At 70.2% G+C, this 25,430-nt stretch carries 27 protein-coding genes; 12 read left to right on the top strand and 15 right to left on the bottom strand.

The window, feature by feature from the left end; all coding sequences use genetic code 11:
• Positions 1 to 57: 57 nt before the first annotated feature.
• Complete coding sequence (locus FBZ33_RS02640; RefSeq protein ID WP_099850479.1) at positions 58 to 1,497, bottom strand: GuaB1 family IMP dehydrogenase-related protein; 1,440 nt, start codon at positions 1,495 to 1,497, stop codon at positions 58 to 60.
• 81 nt (positions 1,498 to 1,578) lie between these two features.
• Positions 1,579 to 2,175, bottom strand: coding sequence for a LysE/ArgO family amino acid transporter (locus FBZ33_RS02645; RefSeq protein WP_099850481.1), 597 nt, complete (start codon positions 2,173 to 2,175; stop codon positions 1,579 to 1,581).
• A gap of 69 nt (positions 2,176 to 2,244) precedes the next feature.
• Here FBZ33_RS02645 and FBZ33_RS02650 point away from each other — a divergent pair, with 69 nt between their 5' ends.
• Positions 2,245 to 3,138, top strand: coding sequence for a LysR family transcriptional regulator ArgP (locus FBZ33_RS02650; protein WP_141907876.1), 894 nt, complete (start codon positions 2,245 to 2,247; stop codon positions 3,136 to 3,138).
• A gap of 75 nt (positions 3,139 to 3,213) precedes the next feature.
• Here FBZ33_RS02650 and FBZ33_RS02655 read toward each other — a convergent pair whose 3' ends face one another.
• Positions 3,214 to 4,965, bottom strand: a complete 1,752-nt coding sequence (locus FBZ33_RS02655) for a biotin carboxylase N-terminal domain-containing protein (protein ID WP_141907877.1) — start codon at positions 4,963 to 4,965, stop codon at positions 3,214 to 3,216.
• 148 nt (positions 4,966 to 5,113) lie between these two features.
• Between FBZ33_RS02655 and FBZ33_RS02660 the strand changes: the two genes are divergently transcribed.
• The 3 genes from FBZ33_RS02660 to FBZ33_RS02670 all read left to right on the top strand — a co-directional run bounded on the left by FBZ33_RS02660 (position 5,114) and on the right by FBZ33_RS02670 (position 7,577).
• Positions 5,114 to 5,725 carry a PadR family transcriptional regulator gene (locus tag FBZ33_RS02660; protein WP_141912358.1) on the top strand — a complete coding sequence of 204 codons (612 nt, stop codon included), beginning with the start codon at positions 5,114 to 5,116 and terminating at the stop codon, positions 5,723 to 5,725.
• Positions 5,726 to 5,846: 121 nt separating this feature from the next.
• Entirely contained in the window at positions 5,847 to 6,806 is a 960-nt protein-coding gene (locus FBZ33_RS02665) for an ATP-binding cassette domain-containing protein (protein WP_141907878.1), read from the top strand.
• A gap of 15 nt (positions 6,807 to 6,821) precedes the next feature.
• Entirely contained in the window at positions 6,822 to 7,577 is a 756-nt protein-coding gene (locus FBZ33_RS02670) for an ABC transporter permease (protein ID WP_088946186.1), read from the top strand.
• Positions 7,578 to 7,776: 199 nt separating this feature from the next.
• Here FBZ33_RS02670 and FBZ33_RS02675 read toward each other — a convergent pair whose 3' ends face one another.
• The 6 genes from FBZ33_RS02675 to FBZ33_RS02700 form a co-directional block, all read right to left on the bottom strand.
• On the bottom strand, positions 7,777 to 8,430 hold the full coding sequence (locus tag FBZ33_RS02675; protein WP_141907879.1) for an O-methyltransferase: 654 nt from the start codon (positions 8,428 to 8,430) through the stop codon (positions 7,777 to 7,779).
• Entirely contained in the window at positions 8,427 to 9,095 is a 669-nt protein-coding gene (locus FBZ33_RS02680) for a nucleoside triphosphate pyrophosphatase (protein WP_141907880.1), read from the bottom strand. Before FBZ33_RS02680 ends, FBZ33_RS02675 begins: the two co-directional genes overlap by 4 nt.
• 151 nt (positions 9,096 to 9,246) lie before the next feature.
• A complete protein-coding gene (mycP, locus tag FBZ33_RS02685) occupies positions 9,247 to 10,386 on the bottom strand; it encodes a type VII secretion-associated serine protease mycosin (protein ID WP_141907881.1) in 1,140 nt (379 codons plus the stop codon).
• Between the two features lie 17 nt (positions 10,387 to 10,403).
• The gene (locus FBZ33_RS02690; protein ID WP_255508697.1) at positions 10,404 to 11,798 is read right to left on the bottom strand and encodes a hypothetical protein; all 1,395 of its coding nucleotides are present in this window, start codon (positions 11,796 to 11,798) and stop codon (positions 10,404 to 10,406) included.
• A complete protein-coding gene (locus tag FBZ33_RS02695) occupies positions 11,795 to 12,253 on the bottom strand; it encodes a hypothetical protein (RefSeq protein WP_141907882.1) in 459 nt (152 codons plus the stop codon). Before FBZ33_RS02695 ends, FBZ33_RS02690 begins: the two co-directional genes overlap by 4 nt.
• An 89-nt stretch (positions 12,254 to 12,342) precedes the next feature.
• The gene (locus FBZ33_RS02700) at positions 12,343 to 12,537 is read right to left on the bottom strand and encodes an acyl-CoA carboxylase subunit epsilon (RefSeq protein WP_141907883.1); all 195 of its coding nucleotides are present in this window, start codon (positions 12,535 to 12,537) and stop codon (positions 12,343 to 12,345) included.
• 90 nt (positions 12,538 to 12,627) lie between these two features.
• On the opposite strand from FBZ33_RS02700, the gene FBZ33_RS02705 reads away from it, so the two are divergent.
• Entirely contained in the window at positions 12,628 to 14,649 is a 2,022-nt protein-coding gene (locus tag FBZ33_RS02705; RefSeq protein WP_141907884.1) for a serine/threonine-protein kinase, read from the top strand.
• Between the two features lie 87 nt (positions 14,650 to 14,736).
• Positions 14,737 to 14,970: a hypothetical protein gene (locus FBZ33_RS02710; RefSeq protein ID WP_141907885.1), complete on the top strand. Its 234-nt coding sequence runs from the start codon at positions 14,737 to 14,739 to the stop codon at positions 14,968 to 14,970.
• Between the two features lie 82 nt (positions 14,971 to 15,052).
• Here the strand turns inward: FBZ33_RS02710 and FBZ33_RS02715 are convergent, their stop codons facing one another.
• On the bottom strand, positions 15,053 to 15,805 hold the full coding sequence (locus FBZ33_RS02715) for a GH25 family lysozyme (RefSeq protein WP_088946193.1): 753 nt from the start codon (positions 15,803 to 15,805) through the stop codon (positions 15,053 to 15,055).
• Between the two features lie 126 nt (positions 15,806 to 15,931).
• Complete coding sequence (locus tag FBZ33_RS02720) at positions 15,932 to 16,477, bottom strand: Uma2 family endonuclease (protein ID WP_141907886.1); 546 nt, start codon at positions 16,475 to 16,477, stop codon at positions 15,932 to 15,934.
• 100 nt (positions 16,478 to 16,577) lie between these two features.
• Here FBZ33_RS02720 and FBZ33_RS02725 point away from each other — a divergent pair, with 100 nt between their 5' ends.
• The 4 genes from FBZ33_RS02725 (at position 16,578) to FBZ33_RS02740 (ending at position 19,850) form a co-directional block, all read left to right on the top strand.
• Positions 16,578 to 17,321, top strand: a complete 744-nt coding sequence (locus FBZ33_RS02725; RefSeq protein WP_099850507.1) for a M50 family metallopeptidase — start codon at positions 16,578 to 16,580, stop codon at positions 17,319 to 17,321.
• Between the two features lie 126 nt (positions 17,322 to 17,447).
• Positions 17,448 to 18,431: a ketopantoate reductase family protein gene (locus FBZ33_RS02730; protein WP_141907887.1), complete on the top strand. Its 984-nt coding sequence runs from the start codon at positions 17,448 to 17,450 to the stop codon at positions 18,429 to 18,431.
• A gap of 62 nt (positions 18,432 to 18,493) precedes the next feature.
• Entirely contained in the window at positions 18,494 to 18,994 is a 501-nt protein-coding gene (locus FBZ33_RS02735; protein WP_141907888.1) for a SigE family RNA polymerase sigma factor, read from the top strand.
• The gene (locus tag FBZ33_RS02740; RefSeq protein WP_141907889.1) at positions 18,987 to 19,850 is read left to right on the top strand and encodes a hypothetical protein; all 864 of its coding nucleotides are present in this window, start codon (positions 18,987 to 18,989) and stop codon (positions 19,848 to 19,850) included. The genes FBZ33_RS02735 and FBZ33_RS02740 overlap by 8 nt, the downstream gene beginning before the upstream one ends.
• Before the next feature lie 120 nt (positions 19,851 to 19,970).
• Here FBZ33_RS02740 and FBZ33_RS02745 read toward each other — a convergent pair whose 3' ends face one another.
• Positions 19,971 to 21,554, bottom strand: coding sequence for an acyl-CoA carboxylase subunit beta (locus tag FBZ33_RS02745; RefSeq protein WP_099850515.1), 1,584 nt, complete (start codon positions 21,552 to 21,554; stop codon positions 19,971 to 19,973).
• Positions 21,555 to 21,638: 84 nt separating this feature from the next.
• On the opposite strand from FBZ33_RS02745, the gene FBZ33_RS02750 reads away from it, so the two are divergent.
• A complete protein-coding gene (locus tag FBZ33_RS02750) occupies positions 21,639 to 22,514 on the top strand; it encodes a biotin--[acetyl-CoA-carboxylase] ligase (RefSeq protein WP_141907890.1) in 876 nt (291 codons plus the stop codon).
• 173 nt (positions 22,515 to 22,687) lie between these two features.
• Entirely contained in the window at positions 22,688 to 23,260 is a 573-nt protein-coding gene (locus tag FBZ33_RS02755; RefSeq protein ID WP_088946200.1) for a PH domain-containing protein, read from the top strand.
• A 45-nt stretch (positions 23,261 to 23,305) separates the two neighbouring features.
• Here the strand turns inward: FBZ33_RS02755 and FBZ33_RS02760 are convergent, their stop codons facing one another.
• The 3 genes from FBZ33_RS02760 to FBZ33_RS02770 form a co-directional block, all read right to left on the bottom strand.
• Positions 23,306 to 24,070: a MaoC/PaaZ C-terminal domain-containing protein gene (locus FBZ33_RS02760; protein ID WP_141907891.1), complete on the bottom strand. Its 765-nt coding sequence runs from the start codon at positions 24,068 to 24,070 to the stop codon at positions 23,306 to 23,308.
• Entirely contained in the window at positions 24,067 to 24,771 is a 705-nt protein-coding gene (locus tag FBZ33_RS02765; protein WP_099857008.1) for a GtrA family protein, read from the bottom strand. The genes FBZ33_RS02760 and FBZ33_RS02765 overlap by 4 nt, the downstream gene beginning before the upstream one ends.
• 63 nt (positions 24,772 to 24,834) lie before the next feature.
• Positions 24,835 to 25,371 carry a GtrA family protein gene (locus tag FBZ33_RS02770; protein WP_099857010.1) on the bottom strand — a complete coding sequence of 179 codons (537 nt, stop codon included), beginning with the start codon at positions 25,369 to 25,371 and terminating at the stop codon, positions 24,835 to 24,837.
• Positions 25,372 to 25,430 lie beyond the last annotated feature (59 nt).

A 25,430-nucleotide genomic window follows, 5' to 3' on the forward strand; every position in this document is an offset into this window, starting at 1 on the left:
GTCGCTGCCCGTTCTGTGAGGCACCACAACTCCATGATCGACCCGGGTGGCCGGGGGTTACCAGCTTGTGGGGAGGGGCATTCCTTCGGTGAAGCCGGCGGCGCTCTGCACGCCGACGATCGCCCGGTCGTGGAACTGCGTCAGGTCCCGTGCGCCGGCGTACGTGAACGCGCTGCGTACACCGGCGATGATCTCGTCGATCAGGTCCTCGACGCCGGGTCGCGCCGGGTCCAGGTGCATCCGGGCCGAGGATATGCCCTCCTCGAACACCGCCTTGCGGGCCCGGTCGTACGGGCTGTCGTCGGCGGTACGGGCACTGACCGCCCGGGCCGAGGCCATCCCGAAGCTCTCCTTGTACCGCCGGCCGTCCGCGTCGGTGTACAGGTCACCGGGGGACTCGTAGGTGCCGGCGAACCAGGAGCCGATCATCACATTCGACGCCCCGGCGGCGAGCGCGAGCGCCACGTCCCGTGGGTGGCGCACCCCGCCGTCGGCCCAGACATGCCGGCCCAACTCGCGGGCGGCGGCGGCGCAGTCGAGCACGGCGGAGAACTGCGGCCGACCCACGCCGGTCATCATCCGGGTGGTGCACATGGCACCCGGCCCGACGCCGACCTTGATGATGTCCGCCCCGGCCTCGACCAGGTCGCGTACCCCCTCGGCGGTCACCACGTTGCCAGCCGCCACCGGCACCCCCGGGTCCAACTTGCGGACCGCCTGAAGCGCCGAGATCATCCGCGCCTGGTGGCCGTGCGCGGTGTCCACGACCAGCGTGTCCACCCCCGCCTCCAGCAGCGCGGCGGCCTTGCCGGTCACGTCACCGTTGATGCCGACCGCCGCGGCGATGCGAAGCCGACCGCGGTCGTCCACGGCCGGCGTGTAGAGGGTCGCGCGCAGCGCGCCCTGCCGGGTCAGCACCCCGACCAGGCGGCCCTCGGCGTCCACCACCGGAGCGAGCCGGCGACGGCCCGCCGAGAGCAGGTCGAAACCGGTACGCGGGTCCGCGTCCGCCGGCACTGTGTGCAGCTCGGTGGACATCACGTGCCGCAGCTGAGCGAACCGGTCCACGCCCGTGGTGTCCGCCTCGGTCACCACGCCCATCGGCCGGCCGGCGTCGTCGACCACGATCACCGCGCCGTGCGAGCGCTTGGGCAGCAGGTGGATGGCGTCGCCCACGGTCTCGGTGGGCCCCAGGGTGATCGGCGTGTCGTAGACCAGGTGCCGCTGCTTGACCCAGGCGACGACATTCGCCACCACCTCGATCGGGATGTCCTGCGGGATCACCGCGATCGCGCCCCGGCGGGCCACCGTCTCGGCCATCCGCCGGCCGGCGACCGCTGTCATGTTCGACACGACCAGCGGGATGGTGGTGCCGGTGCCGTCGCTGGTGGAAAGGTCGACGTCGAGCCGGGAGCCCAGGTCGGAGCGGGCCGGCGCCATGAAGACGTCGGTATAGGTCAGGTCGTGCGCGGGAGCCGCGCCGTGTAGGAACCGCACTCGGCCCATCATCCCCGCTCGTGGAGCGTCCCGCCGCCGGTGGTCGTGGAAAACACTCCCGTCGACGCGCGTCAGAGCTGGTCAGCCCACCAGGAGCGCCACGGCGAGCCCGGCCATCACGACGGCGATGACCGCGTCCAGCACCCGCCAGGCGCCGGCACGGGCGAGCAGCGGCGCGAGGCGCTGCGCGCCGACGCCGAGGGCGGTGAACCAGACCCCGCTGGCCAGGGCGGCTCCGGCGCCGAACACCCACCGGTGCGGGTGCTGCTGGGCCACCCCGCCGAGCAGCAGCACGGTGTCCAGGTAGACGTGGGGGTTCAGGTAGGTGAAGGCGGCGCAGGCGAGCAGGGTCGCCCCCAGCGTGGCCGGCGGACGCTCGGTGGGCAACAGGGCGCCGGGACGCAGCGCGCGGCGGGCGGCGAGCAGCGCGTAGCAGAGGAGGAACGCCGCGCCGCCCCACCGGATCGCCGCCAGGAGGCCCGGCCGACCCGTTACGAGCGTGCCGACCCCGGCCACGCCCGCCATGATCAGCAGCGCGTCCGACGCGGCGCAGGTCAGCACCACGGGTACGACATGCTCGCGGCGTAGGCCCTGACGCAGGACGAAGGCGTTCTGGGCGCCGATGGCGACGATGAGGGCGATGGAGATCGAGAAGCCGGCGACGGCGGAGGTGAGCACGGGTCGACGCTAGGGCTCTCGAAGTCCACCAGTCCAACTAAAGATTCTGACGCAACTTAAGCTCTGCTTATGGACGGTCTCGACTCGGCGCAGCTGCGCACGCTCGCCGCGGTGGTGTCGGAGGGCAGCTTCGACGCGGCGGCCCGGCTGCTGCACGTCACGCCGTCGGCGGTGAGTCAACGGATCAAGGCACTGGAGGAGACCGTCGGCCAGGTGCTGGTCCGCCGGGCCCGACCATGCGTGGCGACCGACGCTGGGCGCCCGCTGCTGCGCCTGGCCGGCCAGCTCACGCTGCTCGAACGGGAGGCACTGGCCGACGCCCGCGGCCCGCTGGCCGGTGGTGGCCGCGTCCGGGTCGCCGTGGTGGTCAACGCGGACTCACTGGCCACCTGGTTCCCCGCCGCGCTGGCCAGGTTGCCGCAGGAGGCCGGGCTCTCCTTCGACCTGCGGCAGGACGACCAGGACCACACCGCCGAGCTGCTCCGGGACGGTTCGGTGACGGCGGCGGTCACCGCCCAGCGGGAGGCCGTGCAGGGCTGTCGTGTGCTGCGGCTCGGGGCCATGCGCTATCGCGCGCTGGCCACCCCGGAGTTCGCGTCGTCCCACTTCGCCGGGGGTTTAACCGCGTCCGCGTTGGCGGTCACGCCGCTGATCGTCTTCGACCGGAAGGACCGGGTGCAGCACCGCTTCATCCGTGCGGTGGCGGGCCGACCGTTCGACCCGCCGGTGCACTACGTGCCGTCGGTGCCGGCCATCAGCGAGGCCCTCCGGCTCGGGTTGGGCTGGAGCCTGGTGCCGGAGCAGATCGCCGAGGCCGACCTGGCCACCGGTCGCTGCGTCGACCTCGTGCCCGGCCGACACCTGGACGTCCCGCTCCACTGGCAGCACTGGCGACTGGAGTCGGACGTGCTGAACGCCCTGACCGCCGCCGTCCGCGCGGTCGCCGCCGAGAGCCTGCGCTGACCGCCGGTCCCGTCTCACCCGGCACGTCGGGGCCGATCGCCCGCGGCAGCCGTCAGGGGCCTTCCGGGCAGTCGCTCAGGCGATGGTGCAGATGGGGGCGCCGGCGGTGATCACGGCACCGACCTCGGCCGCGAGCCCGCTGACCGTACCCGCCTTGTGGGCGTGCAACGGCTGCTCCATCTTCATCGCCTCCAACACCACGACCAGGTCACCCTCGGCCACTGTGTCGCCGTCCGCCACTGCGATCTTGACAATGGTGCCCTGCATCGGTGAGGCGAGAGTGTCGCCGCCGACCGGAGCGCCGGCCTTGGCACCGCCACCGCGCCGGCTCGCCTTGCGGGAGGCGGGTGCCGCGGTGGTCGTACTCCCGCCGAAGCTGGCGGGGAGGCTGACCTCGAGGCGCTTGCCACCCACCTCGACCACGACGGTCGCGCGTTCGGCCGGCGCCTCGGCGGCGCCGGCGGCGGCGGTGAACGGCGGCACGGTGTTGTGGAACTCCGTCTCGATCCACCGGGTGTGCACGCTGAACGGCTCGGCGGTGAACGCCTCGTCCCGCACGACCAGCCGGTGGAACGGCAGCGCGGTGGCCATGCCGTCGAGGACCATCTCGTCCAGGGCGCGACGGGCGCGCTCCAGCGCCTCGGTCCGCGTCTCACCGGTGATGATCACCTTGGCGAGCAGCGAGTCGAAGTTGCCACCGATCACGTCGCCGGCCGAGATGCCGGTGTCGACCCGCACGCCCGGGCCGGTGGGCAGCCGCAGTGCGGTGACCGTGCCCGGGGCCGGCAGGAAGTTGCGGCCCGGGTCCTCGCCGTTGATCCGGAACTCGATGGAGTGCCCACGCGGCGTCGGGTCCTCGGTGATCCGCAGCTTCTCACCGTCGGCGATCCGGAACTGCTCGCGGACCAGGTCGATGCCGGCGGTCTCCTCGGTGACCGGGTGCTCGACCTGAAGTCGGGTGTTGACCTCCAGGAAGGAGATGGTGCCGTCCACGCCGACCAGGTATTCGACAGTGCCGGCGCCGTGGTAACCGGCTTCGCGGCAGATCGCCTTGGCGCTGTCGTGGATCTGGGCCCGCTGGGCGTCGCTGAGGAACGGCGCGGGAGCCTCCTCCACGAGCTTCTGGTGCCGACGCTGCAACGAGCAGTCCCGGGTGCCGACCACGATCACGTTGCCGTGCTGGTCGGCGAGGACCTGCGCCTCGACGTGCCGGGGCTTGTCCAGGTAACGCTCGACGAAGCACTCGCCCCGGCCGAACGCCGCGACCGCCTCCCGGGTGGCCGACTCGAAGAGCTGCGGGATCTCCTCCATCGTCCGGGCGACCTTGAGGCCGCGTCCGCCGCCACCGAAGGCGGCCTTGATGGCGACCGGCAGGCCGTGGTCGACGGCGAACGCCATCACCTCGTCCGGGTTGGCCACCGGGTCCGGGGTGCCCGGCACCAGCGGAGCGCCGGCGCGCTGGGCGATGTGCCGCGCGGTCACCTTGTCGCCCAGGTCGCGGATCGCCTGCGGGGTGGGGCCGATCCAGGTCAGCCCGGCGTCGATGACAGCCTGGGCGAAGTCGGCGTTCTCGGAGAGGAAGCCATAGCCGGGGTGCACGGCGTCGGCGCCGGACCGGGCGGCGACGTCGAGCAGTTTGTCGATGCGCAGGTACGTCTCGGTCGCGCTGTCGCCGCCGAGCGCGTACGCCTCGTCCGCGAGGGTGGCGTGCAGGGCGTCACGGTCGGAGTCCGCGTACACGGCGACGCTGTCCAGACCGGCGTCGCGGCACGCACGAATCACCCGGACGGCGATCTCGCCGCGGTTGGCGATGAGTACCTTGCGCACCTTCGTGGCTCCTCCCGGGCAGGTTACTGACGGGGAGTGTATCGGCCACCCTGCCGGCCCTAACGATCGCTCAGTGTGGGATGCCGCACTGTGCCGCAACGCTCTAGTCAAACTTGTCTATTACGCTTGTGTGGTGTCTTCGACTCGATTGATGATCCTCGGTCTGGTGCGGTGGATGCAGCCCGTGCACGGCTACGACGTGCGCCGTGAGCTGCTGAGCTGGGGTGCCGACAAGTGGGCGAACGTGCAGCCCGGCTCGATCTATCACGCCCTGCGCAAGCTCAGCGAGGAAGGGCTGCTCAGGGCCGTTGCCACCGAGCAGGTCGGTGCCCGTCCGGCACGGACCACGTACGAGGTGACTCCGACGGGGGAGGACGAGTTCCAGACGCTGCTCCGCGGCTTCTGGTGGGGCCTGTCCGAGCCGCTGGACCCGTTCTCCGCGGCGTTCGGCTTCCTGCCCGCGCTGCCCCGCTCCGAGGCGGCGGCGGCCCTGCGGAACCGGGCCAACCTGCTGCGCGCCAGCGTCGCCTCGATGCGTGCCTCATTGGAGTCCGACTGGATGCGCAAGAGCAAGCCGGTGCACGTCGGTTGGTTGTTCGAACTCTGGTCGGAGCGGGCGGAGGCTGAGCTGGGCTGGTGCGAGCGGATCGCGGAACGGATCGAATCCGGTGTGTCGTACCTGCCTGCTGAGCTGGAGAACGCCGAAGGTTGGTCGGGTTGGGGGAACGACGGGGACCCGCCGGGCTCCAACGCGAAATAATCAACGTTGACCATAGAAGCTATATCGCGTTAGCCTGCTGACGGCACAGCGGGGGAGTGCGCCGTCCGGCGTCGTCCCACTCGGAGGTCGGCCCGGCCGACCCGAACGACCAGGAGCACAGATGATCGAGACCAGGGGGCTGCGGAAGTCCTTCCGCTCCCGCGCGGGTCGAGAGACGAAGACGGTGGACGCCGTGCGGGGCGTCGACCTCAAGGTCACCGAGGGCGAGATCTTCGGCTTCCTCGGCCCGAACGGCGCAGGCAAGACCACCACGCTGCGGATGCTCGCCACGCTGATCGAGCCGGACGGCGGCGACGCCACCATCGCCGGCGCCGACCTGCGCAAGGACCCGGCCGAGGTGCGCCGACGGATCGGCTACGTCCCGCAGGGCGGCAGCACCTGGGACGAGTCCACCGCCCGCGAGGAACTGGTGCTGCACGCCCGCATGTACGGCATCGGCAAGGCCGACGCGCAGCGCCGCGCCGCCCGCGCGCTGGACGCCTTCCAGCTCACCGAGTACGCCGACCGCAAGTGCAAGACCTACTCCGGTGGACAGCGCCGGCGGGTCGAGATCGCGCTCGGCATCATCCACGAGCCGAAGATCGTCTTCCTGGACGAGCCGACCACCGGCCTCGACCCGCAGAGCCGCGCACACATGTGGGACGAGATCCGGCGGCTGCGCAACGACGGGATGACCGTCTTCATCACCACGCACTACCTGGACGAGGCCGACGCGCTCTGCGACCGGATCGCGATCATGGACAACGGCGAGATCGTGGCCGAGGGCACCCCCGCCGAGCTCAAGCGGGAGATCTCCGGCGACGTCGTGCTGGTCGGCCTCGACCTGGCCGCCACCCCGCAGGCCGCCCAGTCGCTCGACGGCGAGGCGTACGTCAACAAGCTGGAAACCGTCGACGAGGGCGGCCTGCGCCTCTACGTCGACGAGGGCGCCACCGCCATCCCGCAGGTGCTGCGCCGACTCGACCACGCAGACCTGGAGCTGCGCTCGATCGAGCTGCACCGACCCAGCCTGGACGACGTCTTCCTCACCAAGACCGGCCGCTCGCTGCGCGAGTCCTGACCACCCGGAGACCTCATGAAATTCGCCCGTGACACGTGGCTGATCTTCCAGCGGCAGACCCAGTTGCTGCTGCGCAACCCGGTCTGGGTCTTCGTCGGCGTCTTCCAGCCGGTGATGTACCTGCTGCTCTTCGCCCCGCTGCTCAAGCCAGCCCTGAACGCACCCACCCAGGCCGCCGCCTACAAGATCTTCGTACCCGGTCTGCTCGTCCTGCTGGCCATCTTCGGTGGCCTGTTCCAGGGCTTCGGCCTCATCGCCGAGCTGCGAGCCGGGGTCATCGAACGCTCCCGGGTCACCCCGATCAGCCGACTCGCCCTGCTGCTCGGCCGCTCGCTGCGCGACGTGGTCTCACTTCTCGTGCAGGCCGTCATCATCACCCTGTTGGCGCTCCTGTTCGACCTGCGGGTGTTCATCGGTGACCTGCTGCTGGCGTACCTGATGCTGGCCCTCATCGCCCTCATGACCTCGGCCGTCTCCTACGGCGTGGCGCTCAAGGTCAAGAGCGAGGACGCGCTGGCCCCCCTGATGAACACCGTGGCACAGCCGGTGCTGCTGCTGTCCGGCATTCTGCTGCCGCTGACGTTCGCGCCCGGTTGGTTGCAGGGCATCGCCGACTGGAACCCGTTCTCCTGGGCGGTCGACGGCACCCGCGCGTTGTTCGCCGGTGACCTGGGCAGCGACAAGGTCTGGCAGGGCCTGAGCATCACCGCGGTGCTCGCCGTGCTGGGCGTCTACTGGGCGGCACGCCAGTTCGCCCGCAGCGTCCGCTAGAAGCTGGCCTGCCTGGCCTGCCTGGCCTGCCTGCCTGCCTGCCTGGCCTGCCTGCCTGGCCTGCCTGCCTGGCCTGCCTGCCTGCCTGGCGCTGGCCTGGCTTGCCTGCTCGCCCTTGATCGACTCGGTTTCCTGGAAGTCGGGGTGTCCTACCGCTTGGGATGCCGCAACTTCCAGGAACTCGAGTGGATCATTGTGCTCAGCGCACCCGGGCGAGGGTGAGGCCGTCCGCGATCGGCAGCATCACTGGGTCCACCCGTACGTCGGCGAGCACCTCGTCGTTGAAGGCGGCGATGGCACGGTCGCCTTCGTTCTGCGGCGCGAGGATCCGCCCGCCGCGCAGGACGTTGTCGACCGCGATCACTCCACCGGGTCGCATCCGGGGCACCAACTCGGCCCAGTAGACCGGGTAGCCCGTCTTGTCGGCGTCGATGAACGCAAAGTCCAGGTAGCGCTCGTGCGGCAACTCCCGCAACGTTTCCCCGGCCGGGCCGATCCGCAGGTCGATCCGGTCCTGCACACCGGCACGCGCCCAGTAGCGCTGGGCGATGCCGGTGAACTCCTCGGAGACGTCGAAGCAGGTCAGTTGCCCACCGTCGGGCAACCCGCGGGCGATCGCCAGCGACGACAGCCCGGTGAACGTGCCGACCTCGACGGCCTGCCGTACGTCGAGAAGCCGGGTGAGGAACGTCAGGAAGGCCGCCTGCTCCGGTGCCACCTGCATGGAGGCGTGCTCCGGCAACACCGACCGGGTTTCCTCGGCCAGGTCCTGGATGATCTCGTCCGGCGGAGCGCCGTGTGCGACAAGGTACGCGTGCAGCTCATCGGTGAGCGGGATCGACTTGGTGGTCATGACCGGACGTTACCGAGTGGCTCGACCGATTGGCCGCCCGGCGCGACCTTCGTCCAGAGGTCGGTGATCCGCAGATCGAGTTCGGCGAGGAGGCGGCGCAGCAGCGGCATCGACAACCCGACCACAGTGCCCGGGTCTCCCTCGATCCGCTCCACGAACGCCCCACCGAGCCCGTCGATCGTGAATGCGCCGGCCACGGCCAGCGGCTCGCCACTGGCCACGTACGCTGTGATCTCGTCGTCGCTGATGTCTGCGAAGTGGACGGTCGTCGACGCGACCGCCTCCGCGCGTCGCCCGGCGACCACGTCGATCAGGCAATGCCCACTGTGCAGAACACCGCTGCGCCCACGCATCCGCTGCCAACGCCGCGTCGCATCGGCCGGGTCCGCCGGCTTGCCGAGGATCTCCCCGTCGAACGCCAGCACCGAGTCGCAGCCGATCACCAACGTGCGTTGATCGCTGGCCACGCTCAGCCGGGTCAGCACCGCCTGTGCCTTGAGCCGCGCCAACTCCAGGCACAACTCCTCGGCCCGGTCGGTCACCACCAGGGATTCGTCCACCCCGCTGACCAGCACGTCCGGCTCGATGCCGGCGGCCTGGAGGGACTTACGACGGGCAGGGCTCGCCGAAGCGAGCACGAGGCGGAGCGGCAAAGAGTCAGACACGAGCCCGACGTTACCGGCAAGCCCTCCACCACGACCCAAGACCAACCGGGCTCGCCCTTGATCGACTCGGGTTCCTTGAAATCGCGGTGTCCTGCTGGTCTGGATACCGCGACATCAATAAAACCGAGTCGATCAGCCGGCCGCAGACCGATCAGCGACTAATTCTGGGCGGCGGATCATCGCTGCGGCGCCGACGCCGCGCCACCACCGCCCAAGCGACCCCGGCAGCCACGATCACGCCCAGAGTGGCCAGGCCACGTGCCGTCGCGCCGCTGCCATCATCACCCGGCCGCCGCCCGGCTGCCGTCGTAGACGGGCCAGCACCGGCTGGCGCGCTCACCGACTCAAACCCAAGCGGCGGTACGTCTGCCGTCAGTGCCGCCACCAGGTCGATCACGCCATAGCCGTACTCGTCGTCACGCCCGGGCGGACCCTTGTCGACGGCGGTCGCAGTGAGCCGGTGCGCTACCTCACGTGCGGGCAGATAGGGGTACTTCGACCTGATCAAGGCCGCCGCCCCTGCCACGATCGCCGTCGCGTCAGAGGTCCCAGTCCCTTTGCGGTACTTGCCGTCGATGCTCGTGCTGTAGATGTCGACCGCAGGTGCGACCACGTCAATCTCCGGTCCGGTAACGGAGACAGCAGCGCGGTTCCCATCCCGGTCGACTCCACCCACTGCGATGACGCCGGGATACGCCGCAGGAAATCTGACGAAGTCGTCGCGAGGTTTGTTGCCCGCCCCTGCAACCACGACGACGTTCGCCTGTATTGCCACCTCTATGGCGCGCTGTAGCCGAGTACTTGGTCCTGCGACCGATGAGATGCTGATAACTGCAGCACCGCGGGTAACGGCGTATTCGATTCCGAGTGCCAGTCGGTCGCTGTCGCCATCCTGATCTGTCTGGTTTGTTCGAATGGGCAGGATGCTGGCCCTTGGGGCGATACCTAATGCGCCCATCTCCCCCGATTGTCCATGAGCAGCGATTATGCCGGCCATTCCGGTGCCATGGCTATTCTCGTCCTGTTGGCCGTCGCCGCTGCTGGCTGCGGCAATATCGCTGCCGGTGAGAAGATTCTCGCGAAGATCGGGGTGAGGAGCCACGCCGGTGTCTGGCACAGCCACAATCACACCCTCGCCTTTATTGATTCTTTGCGCCTGGGCAACGTTAAGGTAGTTCAGATGCCATTGGTCTTTGCGTATTCTTTCAACTCCCGCCGGAGTCGGGTTGCCTAGCGCTTGCGTTGATGTGGGTGATAGTGCGGACGTCAGGCTGAGGCTCGCCAGCAGCATTCCGCAGGTTGCTAGGTTCAACGGTCCAAGCCGATGGCCGGGCCGGGATCGATGGGGCCGTCGTCGTTTGTCGGTCGAACAATTGGGGCGACGCCTTCGTCTGTCTCCCAAGGGTGGTCGGGGTCCCAGCGGCGCTGTTCCTCATTCGGTTTTGTCCGGACATTAGGTCCTAAAGATGCAATGCCGCCAGGACTTGTGCCGGTGCCGCCGTTGGAGCCGGAGCCAATGCCAAAAGGGGTTATGCCGTGGAGGCCGTTTGAGGCTCGGCCGCCCCCGGGGCGAGAGCCTGCGCCACCAGTGGGCCCCGTTCCGGCACCGCCGCCGCCGATTAGACCGCCAACCGGGTTAATGCGGCGAGGTTGGCTGGCGCTAGCCCCGGGTTGGCCGAGTCCCATCCCGGGCGCGCCGCCGATCACGCCCCCGGGTGGCATCGGACGGGGTGGGGTAGACGAATTTCCTTTAATACTTGAGCTGCCGCCCGGGGGGGTGGTCGGATGGGGCTGCGGGCGCGGTGCCTCCAAGCGATCGCCACGCGCAGAGGTAGCGGGTCGTAAGGGTGGCGCCCCGGCGAAGCCAGATGTGGAACTCGAAGGTGTTAGTGAGGTGGCGCTCGTTGGCGGGACCGAGGTTATGGGGCCAGAGGCGATCACACCACTTGCGCCGCCAAGAACTGGCCCAATACCGGTGCTTGTTGATGCTCCCGGCTGACTTGCGACGGCACTGGACCGAATTATCGAATCTGGTGGAAGTGGTACTGGGACTACGGGAGGAATCACAGGAGCAGTGAAAGAACCACTGTAGGCGTCCGAGTCGCCTTGATCGATGGCGGGATTGCTTCGCGGTGCTGGCGGTGGTTTTTGGAGCGTCGCTTGGGCTTGTTGCAGTTCTCCGCTGAGGCTGAACATCATGGCCCGTGCCTGCGAGTTTAGCCGTTCCAGCTCGCCATCCGTAACGGGCGCCTCGGTGACCCGGTTGCCCATCACGGCTTTCGGGTCGGCGGCCATCGAGTCGTACGCCTGCTTCTGCTGGAGCTTGGCCGCGTACTCCTCGTAGACCTTGCTGAGCGCGGCGCGGGTGGTGCCGATGGCCTGGGTGGCGGCGGACAGGGCGGTGTAGTTCGCGGCGGCGGCGTCGTGGGTGCGCCGCACCTTGTCGATCAGCTGGTCGAGTTCGGCGAGGTACGTGCTGGAGGCGGCGCTGGTCTCGGGTGGCCAGGCCTCGGCGAGCCCGCGCCGGTATTCCTGGAGGCGGCTGAGGTGGATCTGCGCCAGGTCGCAGACCTTGCGCCAGCCGGCGACCTGTTTCCAGTGGTTGGCGGTGTCGTGGTCGTGCAGGCAGGCCCACATGCTGTTGACGTCCATGAGCTGCCAGTCGGTGAGGCCGGAGGTGCGGCCGGTGCCCCGTTCGATCACGGCAGCACCACCGGCCCTTGGGCGTCGGGGCCGGTCGGGTCGGTCAGCATGGGTGTCGGGCGGCCGGGCAGGACGGTGCTCGGGTCGGCGAGGGCCCGTTGGACGTCGACGACGCGGGCGGCGGTGAAGGCGTCGCTGTCGGCGTAGTGGGTGGCGACCCGATCGGCGGCGGCGGCCAGGTGGCCGGTGGCGCCGCGGACGGCGTACACCATGTCGGCGGTGGCCTGCTGCGTCTCGTGGTGCGCGTGCAGGAACGTGACCAGTTCGACGAACGCGTCGCACGGGTTGGGCAGCTTGGCGGACATGTCCTCGGCGATGTACGACAGGTGCGGCGCGTAGTTGCTCTCCACCTCGGCGGCGAGCCGGTCGGCGAAGTCGCGGAGTTGGCTGATGTCGGCCTCGATGCCGCCGTAACCGCGCAGCCAGGGCGCTGGCCGGCCCTCTTCGGGGATCATGGATCCTCCCTACCTGTGACGGCACCGCTTCCCTGAGTGAGGGTAACGGCTGGGCGTGCCCCTGGCAGCCCCCGCCCGGGCGGGTCGGTTCAGCGGGGCAGGCCGGCGGCGCGCCACCCGCGGGAGCTGGCCGGTCGGCCGCTGCGCGCCCAGGCGGACGTGGTCGCCGGTGCGGGGGCCGTGGCCGGGCGGGAGTGGACGACGATCGCCCCCACGAGGGCGGCCAGTTCCTCGGCGGTGGGTACGCCGCGGACGACCCGGATCAGCGGCTCTTCGGCAGACATGACGCCAGGGTACGCGGGGCGAAGTTGCGGGAAGCGGACAGTGGCGTGCCGGCGGTGTGAGCGTCGGCGGGTCCGGGTACCGTCTCACCGATGTCGAACGCGCTTCCCCAACTTGTCGCTGACCGATACCGGCTTCTGTCGCCGCTCGGCCAGGGCGGCATGGGCCGGGTGTGGAAGGCGCGCGACGAGGTGCTGCACCGGGACGTCGCCATCAAGGAGTTGGTGCCGCCGCCCGGTCTCACCGACGAGGAGCGCCGCGAGATGCGGGAGCGCTCGTTGCGGGAGGCCCGGGCCATCGCCCGGCTCAACCACGCCAATGTCGTCCGCATCTTCGACGTGCTGCGCACGGATGGCGATCCGTGGATCGTCATGGAGTACGTGGCGTCGAAGTCGTTGCAGGACACTCTCGCCGAAGACGGCCCGGTGTCGGTGGCCCAGACGGTGGAGATCGGCCTCGGTGTGCTGGGTGCCCTGAGCGCCGCGCACAAGGCGGGCGTCATGCACCGCGACGTCAAGCCGGGCAACGTGTTGCTCGGTGACGACGGGCGGGTGGTGTTGACCGATTTCGGTCTCGCCACGATCCCGGGTGACCCCAATGTGACCCGCACCGGCATGGTCCTCGGCTCACCGGCGTACATCTCCCCGGAGCGTGCCCGCGACGGCACCGCCGGGCCGGAGGCCGACCTGTGGTCGCTGGGCGCGACGCTCTACGCGGCCGTGGAGGGCAAGTCTCCGTACGCTCGGCCGTCGGCGATCGGCACCCTGGCCGCGCTGGCCACCGAGCCGATCCCGCCGCCGAAGAACGCCGGCCCGCTCAAGGCCGTGCTCAACGGGCTGCTGCGCAAGGACCCGAACGAGCGGATCACCGCCGAGGTGGCGGAGCGGTTGCTGCGCCGCGCCGGGGGCAAGCGGGCGCGCGGGATTTCACTGCTCGATGGCGTACGCCGGCCGGGGCCGAACGGCCCGCGCGAGCCGCGCCTGCCGGTGGTGCCGGCGCCGCGACCTGCCGAGAGCGCCGACCGGCCGGTGTCGCCGCCGCCGGCCTCCGCCACAGCCTCGGTTGCCGCTGCTGCGGCCCCCGCTGGCGATGCCAAGCCGACGACCGTCGTCCCCTCCGGCGAGCATTCCGACCCGACCGCACCGGTGCCAGCCGACCCGACCGCGGTGGTGCCGGCCGAGCCGACCGCCACGATCGACAGCCCGTCCGATGCCGACCCGACCGCGAAGGTCACGGCCACGGCCGACACGACCGGCGACGGTACGACGAGCGTCGGCGACGGTACGGCGAACGTCGACGAAGAACCGACTGTGGTCGACGGACCGCCGGTGGCTCCGGAACAGCGCAAGCCGTCGACGCCGACGTCGCTCATGCCGCCGGTGAGTCCGGCCGGGCGTGCGGCGGTCCCGCCGTCGGACGGCACGAAGCCGAACAACACCCGACGCAACGTGCTGATCGGGGCGCTTGTGGCCCTGCTGCTGATCGGCCTCGTGGTGATCGTGCCGATGCTCACCAAGGGCGACGACAACGAGACCCCGCAGACCGGCCCGACGACCGGTGCGGCCGCGACGTCGGCGCCGGCGCAGTCCTCGGCTCCGGCGGCGCCTCCGGCCACCACGGGCGCACCGAGTGCGACGCCCTCGGCCACGCCGTCGATCGACCCGAACGCGCTGCCGGCGGGTTGGAAGCTGCACGAGGGGCCGACCTTCTCCATTCCGCTCCCACCCGGCTGGAGCGGCCGTCAGACCAGCTCGGACACGGTCGTCTTCAACCAGTCCGGCGGGCCTGGCAAGTTGCTGGTCCAGTGGACCCCCAACCCACTGAAGGACGCGGTCGCCGACTGGAAGGAAAAGGAACCGTTCCGTCGGAAGCGGGTCACCAACTATCAGTTGGTGGGCAGCATCAAGTCCTGCGACTGGTATCGGACCTGCGCCGACTGGGAGTGGCTGGAGAGCCGGGACGGCACCCGCATCCACGTGCGCAACCGGGGCTTCGTAACCGCCACCAACCGGGGTTACGCCATCCGGTGGGAGATCGCGGAGAAGGACTGGCAGGCCAACCTCGCCAACTTCGACCAGATCGTCAAGGGCTTCAAGCCCGATCGGGTCAACTGACAGGCGTTCCGCACCTGCGCGAACCTCTCTCGCATGTTCTTGCGTCGTTCGGGGTATCTGATCTCCAACGACGGAGGGAGGTGCGACATGGGTTACCGATACAGGAACGCCCGGCCCCGGCTGGCACTGTGGATGCTCGTCGCACTCGGCGATGTGGCACTGCTGCTGATCAGCGTTGGGCTTCCGGTACTCGTCGCGCTGTTCGGCGTCGTCGCCATCGCCGTTGGGGCGGTGGGCGTCCGGCGGCTCAGCCGGCGGGACGCGGTCGTCCGCGAGGACGCTCCGGTGATGGTGCCGGCGATGAGCCGACGGCGGGCCTGACCCGTACGCGGTGGCGTGGCGGCAGCCGGACCAATTGTCGACCGTGAGGTGACAGTCGATCCCGCTGCCGCCAACCGCCCGATCAGGTGTTGTTGGCCAACGCGATCAGTCGACTCCGGTCGCCGTTCCAGTAGTTGCGGTCCACGTTGCCGCTGATTCCCGAGACGGCCCCGGTGCTGGTGTACTGCCAGAAGCTCCACACCGACGCGCCTGCGGGTAGGGCACCCGGCGTGCTCGACCAGCGGGCCAGCCAGAGCGGGTGGTTCGCCCACGGGCCGGTCCAGCTGCCGGTGCACTGGTTCCACCAGCTGGCGGTGGTGTAGATGACCGCATACCGGCCGGTGCGGGAGCGGTAGGTGTTCAGGAAGTCCTGCACCCAGTTGCGCATTCCGGTCGTGCTGAGCCCGTAGCAGTAGCCGCCGGCGTACGGGTTGCCCTCGATGTCCAGGGCCGCCGGCAGGGTGCGGCTGTCCGCCGACCAGGCGCCACCGTTGGAGGCCAGGTAGTTGGCCTGGGTGGAGCCGGCGGAGATGTTAGGCCGGGCGAAGTGGTACGCCCCGCGGATCACCCCGGCGTTGTACGAGTTGACGTAGTTCGCGTTGAAGCGCGGGTCCTTGTAGCTGGTGCCCTCTGTCGCCTTGATGAAGGCGAACTGGATGCCCGCGTTGCGGACGCTGGTCCAGTTGATTGCGCCCTGGTAGTTGGATACGTCGACGCCCGGGGTGGTGGCGGCGGCCGCCGGTCCGGCGGTCGCGACCAGGGCCGCCGCCGCGGTGGCGAGGACGGTGAGGCCGGCCGCGAGTGCGCGGCGCAGCGGTGATCGGGTACGGGCCATGAGTGCCTCCAAGGATGTCGCTCTATCGACAACCATCTTTGGAGGTAAGTGCCCTAGATCGCAAGGCGAGCAGAGAAAAGCTTCATCGGCGGGTCGTGAAGGCCCCGTGGTCGTGGAGAGGGTGGTTCAGCGCAGAGTGGCCGGGTCGAGCTGCCAACGGAACGGTTCGACGACGGTCAGAGTCTCGCCCGGCTTTGCCACCTGGTCCTCGACGTAGTGCTCACCGTCCAGCCGGAACAGCCGCAACGAGTGACCGTCCCCGTCCTGCTCAACCAGCAGATACCAGGGGATTCGCGCAATGGCGTAGAGCTGCATCTTGACCAGCCGGTCGGCGGCGGCGTTGCCGGGCGAGACGATCTCGCAGACGAGCACCACCTCGGCAGCCTCCACCGCCATGCCCTCGTCGTCGGTGTCCGCGACAACCACATCGGGGATGACGATCCGATCCACCCCGAGCCGCACGTTGACCGCTCCGAAGACGGCGAGGCCGTCGGCCGCGCGCTCGACATGGTCGGCCAGCCGGCGCGATACCAACTGGTGGCGCTTACTCGGGACCGGGCTCAGAAGCAGGCTCCCGTCGAGCAGCTCGATCCGGTCCGGGGTTTCACCCAGGGCGAAGTAGTCGGCCTCGGTCCAGAGTCCGATGTGGTGTTCCAAGGACAACGACCCCATCTGTAATCACCTCTGCCTTCATGGCCACCCGATCCGTCTCAGGCACTACGAGCCGGTGCCTCGGGAGCGACACGGAACGCCGCCGGTAGGCTCGCGCCCCATGATGTCGATCGACGGGCTGGGCGACCTGTGGGACACGCTGTTCGGCGCGCAGCCGGACCCGCCCCCGCTGCTGGTGCTGATCACCGCGGCCGTCGCGCTGGTGGTGGTGTCCACCCGACTGCCCTGGCGGATCGCCCGTAACGCCATCACCATCGCCCACGAGGGCGGGCACGCGCTCGTCGCCCTGCTCACCGGCCGCAAGCTGCGCGGCATCCGGCTGCACTCGGACACCTCGGGGCTCACGCTCTCCGCCGGGCGCCCCACCGGTCCCGGCATGATCCTCACCTTGCTCGCCGGATACGTCGCCCCGCCCCTGGTCGGGTTGGCCGGTGCGTGGCTGCTCGGCGGCAACCGGATCACCCTGCTGCTCTGGGTCGCTGTGGCGCTGCTGCTCGCCATGCTCGTCATGATCCGCAACGCCTTCGGCGTGGTGTCGCTGCTGGTCACCGGCGCGCTGGTGTTCGCCGTCTCCTGGTACGCCACCCCGCAGGTGCAGGCCGCGTTCGCGTACGCCGGGGTGTGGTTTCTGCTGCTCGGCGGGGTGCGACCGGTGGTGGAGCTGCAACGGCTGCGGTCGCGCGGCCGGATGCCCGCCTCCGACGCCGACCAGCTCGCGGGGCTGACCCCGTTCCCGGCGTTCTTCTGGGTGACCGTCTTCGCCCTGGTCAACCTGGCCGCCCTGATCACAGGCGCCCTGCTCCTGACCGGCCCGATCCTCACCGATGCAGGCCTGACGCTCTGACCCCCGCCTCCGTCCGGGTCGATCAAGGAGTTGTGGTGGGCCGCGAAAGCCGCAATACCTCCGCAGCCAGGCACCACAACTCCATGATCGACGGCGGGAGGGGTGGCGGCGGGCAGAATGGGCGTCATGCGGTACGTGATCATTGGCGCGGGTGCGGTAGGCGGGACCATCGGCGTACGGCTCGCCGAGGCCGGCCGGGACGTGACACTGGTGGCCAGGGGCGCTCACCTGGACGCGATTCGTGCGCGGGGTCTGACCCTGCGGCAGCCCGACGGTGAGGTCACCGCCCGGCTCACCGCCGTGGACGGGCCCGACGAGCGGCCACTGCCTTCGGACACGGTGCTGGTGCTCACCGTCAAGTCGCAGGACACCGCCGGTGCGCTGGCCGCCTGGGTGGACGCCCCGGTGGTCGGCGGCGGTACGGCGGGCGAGCGGTTGCCGCTGGTGACCGCCCAGAACGGGGTGGCGAACGAGCGAGCGGCGCTACGCCTCTTCGCCGACGTGCACCCGGTCTGTGTCTGGCTGCCGGCCACCCATCTGGACCCGGGCGTGGTTGTCGCCAACGGCTACCCGCACCCCGGGATGCTCCACATCGGTCGCTACCCGGGCGGCGCCGACGACACCGACCGAGCCATCGCCGCGGATCTGGACGCCGCCGGTTTCGTCGCCCCGGTGCGCGCGGACGTGCTGCGCTGGAAGTACGGCAAGCTGCTCAGCAACCTCGGCAACGGCCTCCAGGCGCTGCTCGGGCAGGGCATCCCGGACGCGCTAGTTGAGCGGGTACGCGCCGAAGGTGCCGCCGCGCTCGCCGCCGCCGGGATCGCGCACACCTCGCCGGAGGAGGAGAAGGCCGAACGCGGTGACCTGGTGGGGCAGCGCCCGGTCGACGGCGAGGCCCGCTCGGGTGGCTCCACCTGGCAGAGCCTGGCCCGGGGCACCGGCTCGACCGAGGTTGACCACCTCAACGGCGAGATCGCGCTGCTGGGCCGGCTGCACGGCGTGGCGACGCCGGTCAACGTCGCCGTCCAGCGGGCCGTACGCCGGGCGGTCCGGGAGCGGATCGCGGCTGGCGCGTTCCCGCTCGTCGAGCTGGAGAAGATGATCGCCTGATCGGGGCAACCGACGACCCTGCCCGGCGCGTGTTCCCTGCGAGCGACACGGGGAGGTAGCGGGTGCCGGACGTCGACGGGTTCGACGAGTTCTACCGGGGGAGCCGTCAACGGCTGCTCGGGTTCGTCTACGCCCTCACCGGCGACCGGGGCGAGGCGCAGGACGCCGTGCAGGAGGCGTACATCAGGGCGTGGCAGCGCTGGTCGACGGTCAGCGCGTACGACGACCCGGAGGCGTGGGTCCGGGTGGTGGCCAGCCGCATCGCGGTCAGCCGGTGGCGCAGCCTGCGCAGTCGTGCTCGCGCGTACCTGCGACACGGGGCCGTCGAGACCGTTCCCGGCCCGGGCACCGACACCGTCGAGGTGGTCGCCGCGCTGCGTCTGCTACCCGAGGAGCAACGCGTCGCCATCGCCCTCTACTACCTGATGGGCATGCCGGTCGCCGAGGTGGCACGGGAGACCGCGGCCCCGGTGGGCACGGTCAAGGCTCGACTCTCCCGGGGGCGCGCCGCGCTCGCCGGTCTGCTCGCCGTCTCTGACCTGGAGGAGGCCACCGATGCGTGACGAACCGACCTTCGTCGAACACGTCCACCGGGACCTGCGTGACGTCAGGTGGCCGGAGCCGGAGGAGATCCGGGCGACGGCCCGCAGGCGTAGGCGTCGCACTGCCGCGCTCGCGGCGGTCGCGGTGCTCGCGGCGGTGACCGGCCCGGCATACGCCCTGACGGAGCGCACGTCGGCTCCGCCCACTGCCGCCGTGCCTGCGGCGACGCAGAGCCCCGCCCGGGCGGAGATCCCCCTCGACTCCCTGCTGACTGTCACCGAGGTGCCGGTGAAAGGCGCCGTGCTGCTCGGCGACGCCGGCCTCGGTGAGGTCGTCCGACTGGATCCAATGCTGCAGAGGTGCGGCGACGACCGTGGCGTGCCGGCGGTGCCCGCGTACTCCCGTTACTCGCGGTCGCAGACCCTGTTGTCGCCGACGAGGGCCGGCAGGGCACCGGCCCGGGTCGAACTCAGCCAGGACGTCTACCGGGTCGATCCGTTGGTGAGCGCGCGACTCTTCACTCACCTGAGGGCGCTGCTCGACGCCTGCCCCGAGTGGCACGTCGTCGAGAACGTCGTCGCCGCGGGCGAGACGACGCCCATCGAGAGCAAGCACGCCTGGGAGACGGCGGCGAGCAACTTCGCCGGTGACGAGTCGATTCTGGTGCGGCATGTGCCGTTCGCCCCCGGTGGCCCGGCCTCGCGAAGGACGCTCCAGCGTTCCAGCCCGGTGGAGATGACCGTCGTAGTCCGGGTCGGCGACCTGGTCACCGTGCTGGTGCCCGACCCGGGCCTGGGCCTGGGCGACGCGGATCTTGAGGCGCTGGGCCGGACGGCCGCTCGGCGACTGTGCCCCGCGGCCAACCCGGCCTGCTGACCCTTCTTGATCCACGCAACGTCAGGGATGTTGCTGCCTCCCGGTGGCCGGGAGGCAGCACGTTCCCCGAAGTTGCGCGGATCAGGGGCGATCAGGGGCCGCAGGGGCCGCCACAAGGGCTCAGAGCGGGATGTTGCCGTGCTTCTTGGGAGGCAGGGTCTCCCGCTTGGTGCGCAGGACGCGCAGCGCCCGGACGATCTGGGTGCGCGTCTCGTGCGGGGGGATCACCGAGTCGATGTACCCGCGCTCGGCCGCCACGTACGGGTTGGCCAGGGTGTCCTCGTACTCGGCGATCTTCTCGGCCCGGACCGCCGCCGGGTCGTCGGCGCCGGCCAGTTCGGAGCGGTAGAGGATGTTCACCGCGCCCTGCGCGCCCATCACGGCGATCTGGGCGGTCGGCCACGCGAAGTTCAGGTCCGCGCCGAGGTGCTTGGAACCCATCACGTCGTACGCCCCGCCGTACGCCTTGCGGGTGATCACAGTGACCTTGGGGACGGTCGCCTCGGCGTACGCGTAGATGAGCTTGGCGCCCCGGCGGATGATGCCGTCCCACTCCTGGCCGGTGCCGGGCAGGAAGCCGGGCACGTCCACGAAGGTCAGCACCGGGATGTTGAACGCGTCGCAGGTGCGGACGAACCGGGCGGCCTTCTCCGAGGCGGCGATGTCCAGGGTGCCGGCGAAGTGCATCGGCTGGTTGGCCACCACGCCCACCGGCCGTCCCTCGACCCGGCCGTAGCCGACCACGATGTTCTGCGCGTAGAGAGGCTGGACCTCCAGGAACTCCCCGTCGTCGAGGACGTGCTCGATCACCGTGTGCATGTCGTACGGCTGGTTGGCCGAGTCCGGGATCAGGGTGTCCAGCGCCCGGTCCTCGTCGCTGACGGTCAGGTCGGCGGGAGCCTCGAGGACCACCGGCTCGTCGAGGTTGTTCGACGGCAGGTACGACAGCAGTGCCTTGACGTAGTCGACCGCGTCCTCCTCGTCGCTGGCGAGGTAGTGCGCGTTGCCGCTGCGGGAGTTGTGCGTGCGTGCCCCGCCCAGCTCCTCCATGCCGACGTCCTCGCCGGTCACCGTCTTGATCACGTCGGGGCCGGTGATGAACATGTGCGAGGTCTGGTCGACCATCACGGTGAAGTCGGTGACCGCCGGGGAGTAGACGGCGCCGCCGGCGCAGGGCCCCATCACCAGAGAGATCTGCGGGATGACGCCGGAGGCCCGCACGTTGCGGAAGAAGATCTCACCGTAGAGGCCGAGCGAGACCACGCCCTCCTGGATGCGCGCGCCACCGGAGTCGTTGATGCCGACCACCGGGCAGCCGATCTTCATGGCGAGGTCCATCACCTTGACGATCTTCTGGCCGAAGACCTCGCCGAGCGAGCCGCCGAAGACAGTGAAGTCCTGGGCGAAGACGCACACCTGCCGGCCGTCCACCGTGCCGTAGCCGGTGACCACACCGTCGCCGTACGGGCGGTTCTTCTCCAGCCCGAAGGCCGTGGACCGGTGCCGGGCCAACTCGTCGAGTTCGACGAAGGAGCCCTCGTCAAGGAGCATCTCGATCCGCTCGCGGGCGGTTTTCTTGCCGCGCGCGTGCTGCTTCTCGACCGCGCGGGCCGACCCGGCGTGCACCGCCTCGTCGACCCGGCGCTCCAGGTCCGCCAGCTTGCCGGCAGTGCTGTGGATGTTGGTCCCGGTCTCGGTAGTCACCCAGGGAATATAACGATGGTTCAGGTCGGTGCCGCTGTGCAGTACGCCTCAGTGCCGCCGTGGCGACCGTCGTAGGCTGGCGGAATGTCGGGCTCCCCGTACACCAATCTGGACCGCCCGCCGCTGTCGGCGGCCCGGCTGAGCCGCGCGTTGATCGCGCCGAACGGGCCGTGGGCCCGGCTGGAGCTGCGCGCCGAGACCGGCTCCACCAACGCCGACGTGGCCGAGGCCGCCCGGGCCGGCGAGCCCGAGGGCCTGGTCGTGGTCGCCGAGCAGCAGACCGCCGGGCGCGGCCGGCGCGGTCGGGTCTGGCAGTCGCCTGCGCGGGCCGGCATCGCCACCAGCGTGCTGCTACGACCCGGCGAGGCCGTGCCGGACCGCAGCTGGCTGCCGGTGACACCCACGGGGTACGGGTGGCTGCCGTTGCTGGCCGGGGTGGCGCTGGTGGAGGCGGTGGCCCGGTTGGCCGAGCTGGAGGCCTCCCTGAAGTGGCCCAACGACCTGCTGATCGACGGCGCGAAGTGTGCGGGCGTGTTGGCCGAGGTCGTGCCGGGTCGTTCGCCTGACGAACCGCCGGCCATCGTGCTCGGCATCGGGCTGAACGTGACGCTGCGCGCCGACGAGCTGCCGGTCAACCCCACCGGGTTGCCGGCCACCTCGCTACAGCTGGCCGGCGCGGTGGCAACCGACCGGGACCCGCTGCTGCGGGCCCTGCTGCGCGCGGTGGCCGAGTGGTACGAACGTTGGCGTTCGGCGGGCGGCGACGCGGTGGCCAGCGGCCTGCGTGACGCCTACCTGGCGGCGTGCGGAACTGTTGGTCGTGAGGTGCGCGTCCTGCTCCCCGACGGGGAGGTTCTGACCGGCACTGCCACCGGCGTGGACCGGGATGGCCAGCTTCAGGTGGCCACCCCGACGGCCACCCGCACCCTGGCCGCTGGTGATGTCCTCCACCTGCGCTGATCCACCCTCTCGCGATCTTGCGGTCGCCGCCCACGCGCGACGGGCGAGAGCCGCAGGGCACCGGCCCGACGTGCATGTCGGGAAGAGCGGGGTGGGGCCGCGTGGCGGATGTTGTGGTGGGCCCTGGGGGGTTTACCGTCTGCGCGTCGAGAAGAAGGCGTTGGAGGTTCCCCGTGGCGTTTCCAGAAGACGTGCTCACCAAGGACGAGCACGTCGTGCTGCACCTGCATCCGCACTGGAAGGCACTGATCCGGCCGATCGTGGTGCTGGTGCTGGCCATCGCCGCGGTGGTGGTCGGCGTGCTCCTGCTGCCCGAGAGCAGCGGCGGGTCGATCGCGATCGCCGTGATCGGGGTGATCGCCCTGGTCGCGGTGCTCTGGCTCGGTCTGTGGCCGTTCCTGGTCTGGCGGACCACCCACTACCTGTTCACCAACGAGCGCGTGCTGCTCCAGCAGGGTGTCTTCTCCCGGGACCGGCGGGACCTCCCACTCACCCGGATCAACGACCACTCGATGAACCAGCACTTCTTCGAGCGGCTGCTCGGCTGCGGCACGCTGACCATCGAGTCGGCCGGCGAGCGCGGCCAGTCGGTGCTCGCCGACGTGCCGGGGGTCGGTCGGGTGCAGACCACCCTGTACGAGCTGGTCGAGGCACAGCACGACAAGCACTCGCTGGGTGACGGGGAGATGCGCGACATCCTCGCCGACATGCGCGAGGGAAAGCCGCTGCGCGACACCACGACCTGATCGTCCGCGCCGACTGAGGCCCGCCCTGGCCGGAGTCGGGGCGGGTCAGTCGTGTGGTTCGGCCTTCGCCGGGCCGCCTTCGGGCTGTTCGGGCCCGTCCGGGCTGGTTTCGGCCGGCCTGGTCTCGGCTGGGTCGGTCTCGGCTGGGTCGCTCGCGGGCTGGTCGGCGCCGGTCGGGCCGTGGTCGGGCCGGTCAGCCTCGGGCAGATCCGCCTCGGGTGGGTCGGCCGTGCCCGCTGGTTCGGCCGGGCCGGTTGGTTCCGCCGGGCCGGTTGGTTCGGCCGGGCCGGTTGGTTCGACTGGGCCAGCTTCGGTCGGTCGGGCGGCGAACCAGCCACGGAAGCGGGTCCGCAGCACCTCCTGCTCGGGCCGGTCGTCCGGGCCGAGGCGGAGCATGGTGCCGGTGAGGCTGACGGTGCCCAGCCCTGGGCGGGCGGTGGACGGCCGGGCGCCCATCACGTCGACCCGGACGGCGAGCCGGTCCCCGGCGCGCACCGGAGCGAGCCAGCGCAGCTCCTCCAGACCGGGGGAGGCGTCCGCGGCCGCCCGGGACAGTAGGTGGTCGACGTACGCGCGCATGAACAGGCTGACCGTGTAGAAGCCACTCGCGATCAACCCGCCGTGCCGGCTCTCCCCGGCCAGGTCGGTATCGACGTGGTACCACTGCGGGTCGAAGCGGCGGGCGAAGGCGACCATCTCGTCGCCGTCCACGGTGACCACGCCGAGATCGACGGTGAGCCCCGGGACGAGATCCTCGAAGAACAGCTCGGCGGGTTGCCCGGTGCCGGAGCGCGCGGCGGGTGTCGTCACCGGCGGGGCGAGCGGCGGGTGCCGACGTGCAGTTCCGCGGCGAGTTCCGCGTCCAGGTCGGCGGCGGGGCTGACGCCCAGCCGCGTGGCCCGACCCTGGGTGGGTGCGCCGGGCGGTAGGTCACGGCGTTGCACGGACTCCGCTTCCTCCAGCTCGGACACGGACTCGGCGAGCTCAGCGACCGGGTCCATCTCCGCCATGGTGTCCCACTCGTCGCGCGGGATGTCGTGCCAGGTGGAGTCGGGCTTCGTCTCCTCCTCGACCGGTGCGACGGGTTGGAAGACGAAGGTTCGGTAGGACCAGAACCGGAACAGCGTGGCCAGCAGGACACCGACGGTCTTGGCCACGTTCAGTGCCAGGAGGCCGTGTACGCCGAGGCCGTACTTGGCCGCGGCCACGGCACCAAGCTCAATGAGCAGGCCGGCACCGTTGAATAGGAAGAAAAGGAGGTATTCCCGGCGAAGTGCCGATTTCGGGCGATCCCGGTACGTCCAGTGCCGATTCATCAGGTACGACGTGATCGTGGCGACGATGGTCGCGATCACGGTCGCCTTCAACTGGCCATTGGCGAAAACAGTCAGTGCAAGGGCATTGAACACCGCGTAATTGATGACAGTGTTGATGCCGCCGACGATGCCGAACTTGAGCGCCTCGTGGATGAACTTCTGCCAGCGCTCAGGCAGCAGACGGACAAGACGCATGCGAAACACCTTAGGGCAGTCGGTGCGGCCGGTGATCACCGGCCGAACGAGGTGGGCGGCAGGTCACGCTCGGTGGTCACGCTCGGGCTTCACCTGCGGAAGAGTCGGGGTTCCCGCTTCGACGAAGACGAACCGCCGGTACGACCAGAATCGGAACAGCGTGCCGAGTCCCGTGCCGACGATGTAGCTGGCCACGTTGTCGGCCAGACGCGTCTGGAACACGGACGGCCAGATGCTGCCGAGCCCGTACCGGCTGAGCGCGAGGCAGGCCACCGCGATGCCGAGGCCGACCGCGTTGAACAGGAAGAACAGCGCGTACTCACGGGCCGGGTTGTTGCGTTGACGGTGTCGCCACGTCCAGAACCGGTTGCCGATGAAGGCGACGGAGGCCGCGATCACGGTGGAGATGGTCTTCGCCGTCAACTCCTCGACGCCGCGACTGCTCGTCAGGTAGTTGAAGAGCGCGAAGTCGATGATGAAGGCGATCCCGCCCACTGTGGCGAACTTGCTCATCTCGCGGACGAGGTGGCCGAAGCGGTCCAGCAGTTTGCCGACCAGACCCCGTCGGGTCTGCCGGGGTCCCGGTTGCTCCCCGGTCATCGTGGCGGCCACGGAGGGAGCCTACCGGCTGTCGACCAGTCAGAGGGGTAGCAACGGCG

Origin of the sequence: Micromonospora sp. A202, from assembly GCF_006715105.1 — a bacterium.
Classification (GTDB): domain Bacteria; phylum Actinomycetota; class Actinomycetes; order Mycobacteriales; family Micromonosporaceae; genus Micromonospora; species Micromonospora zamorensis.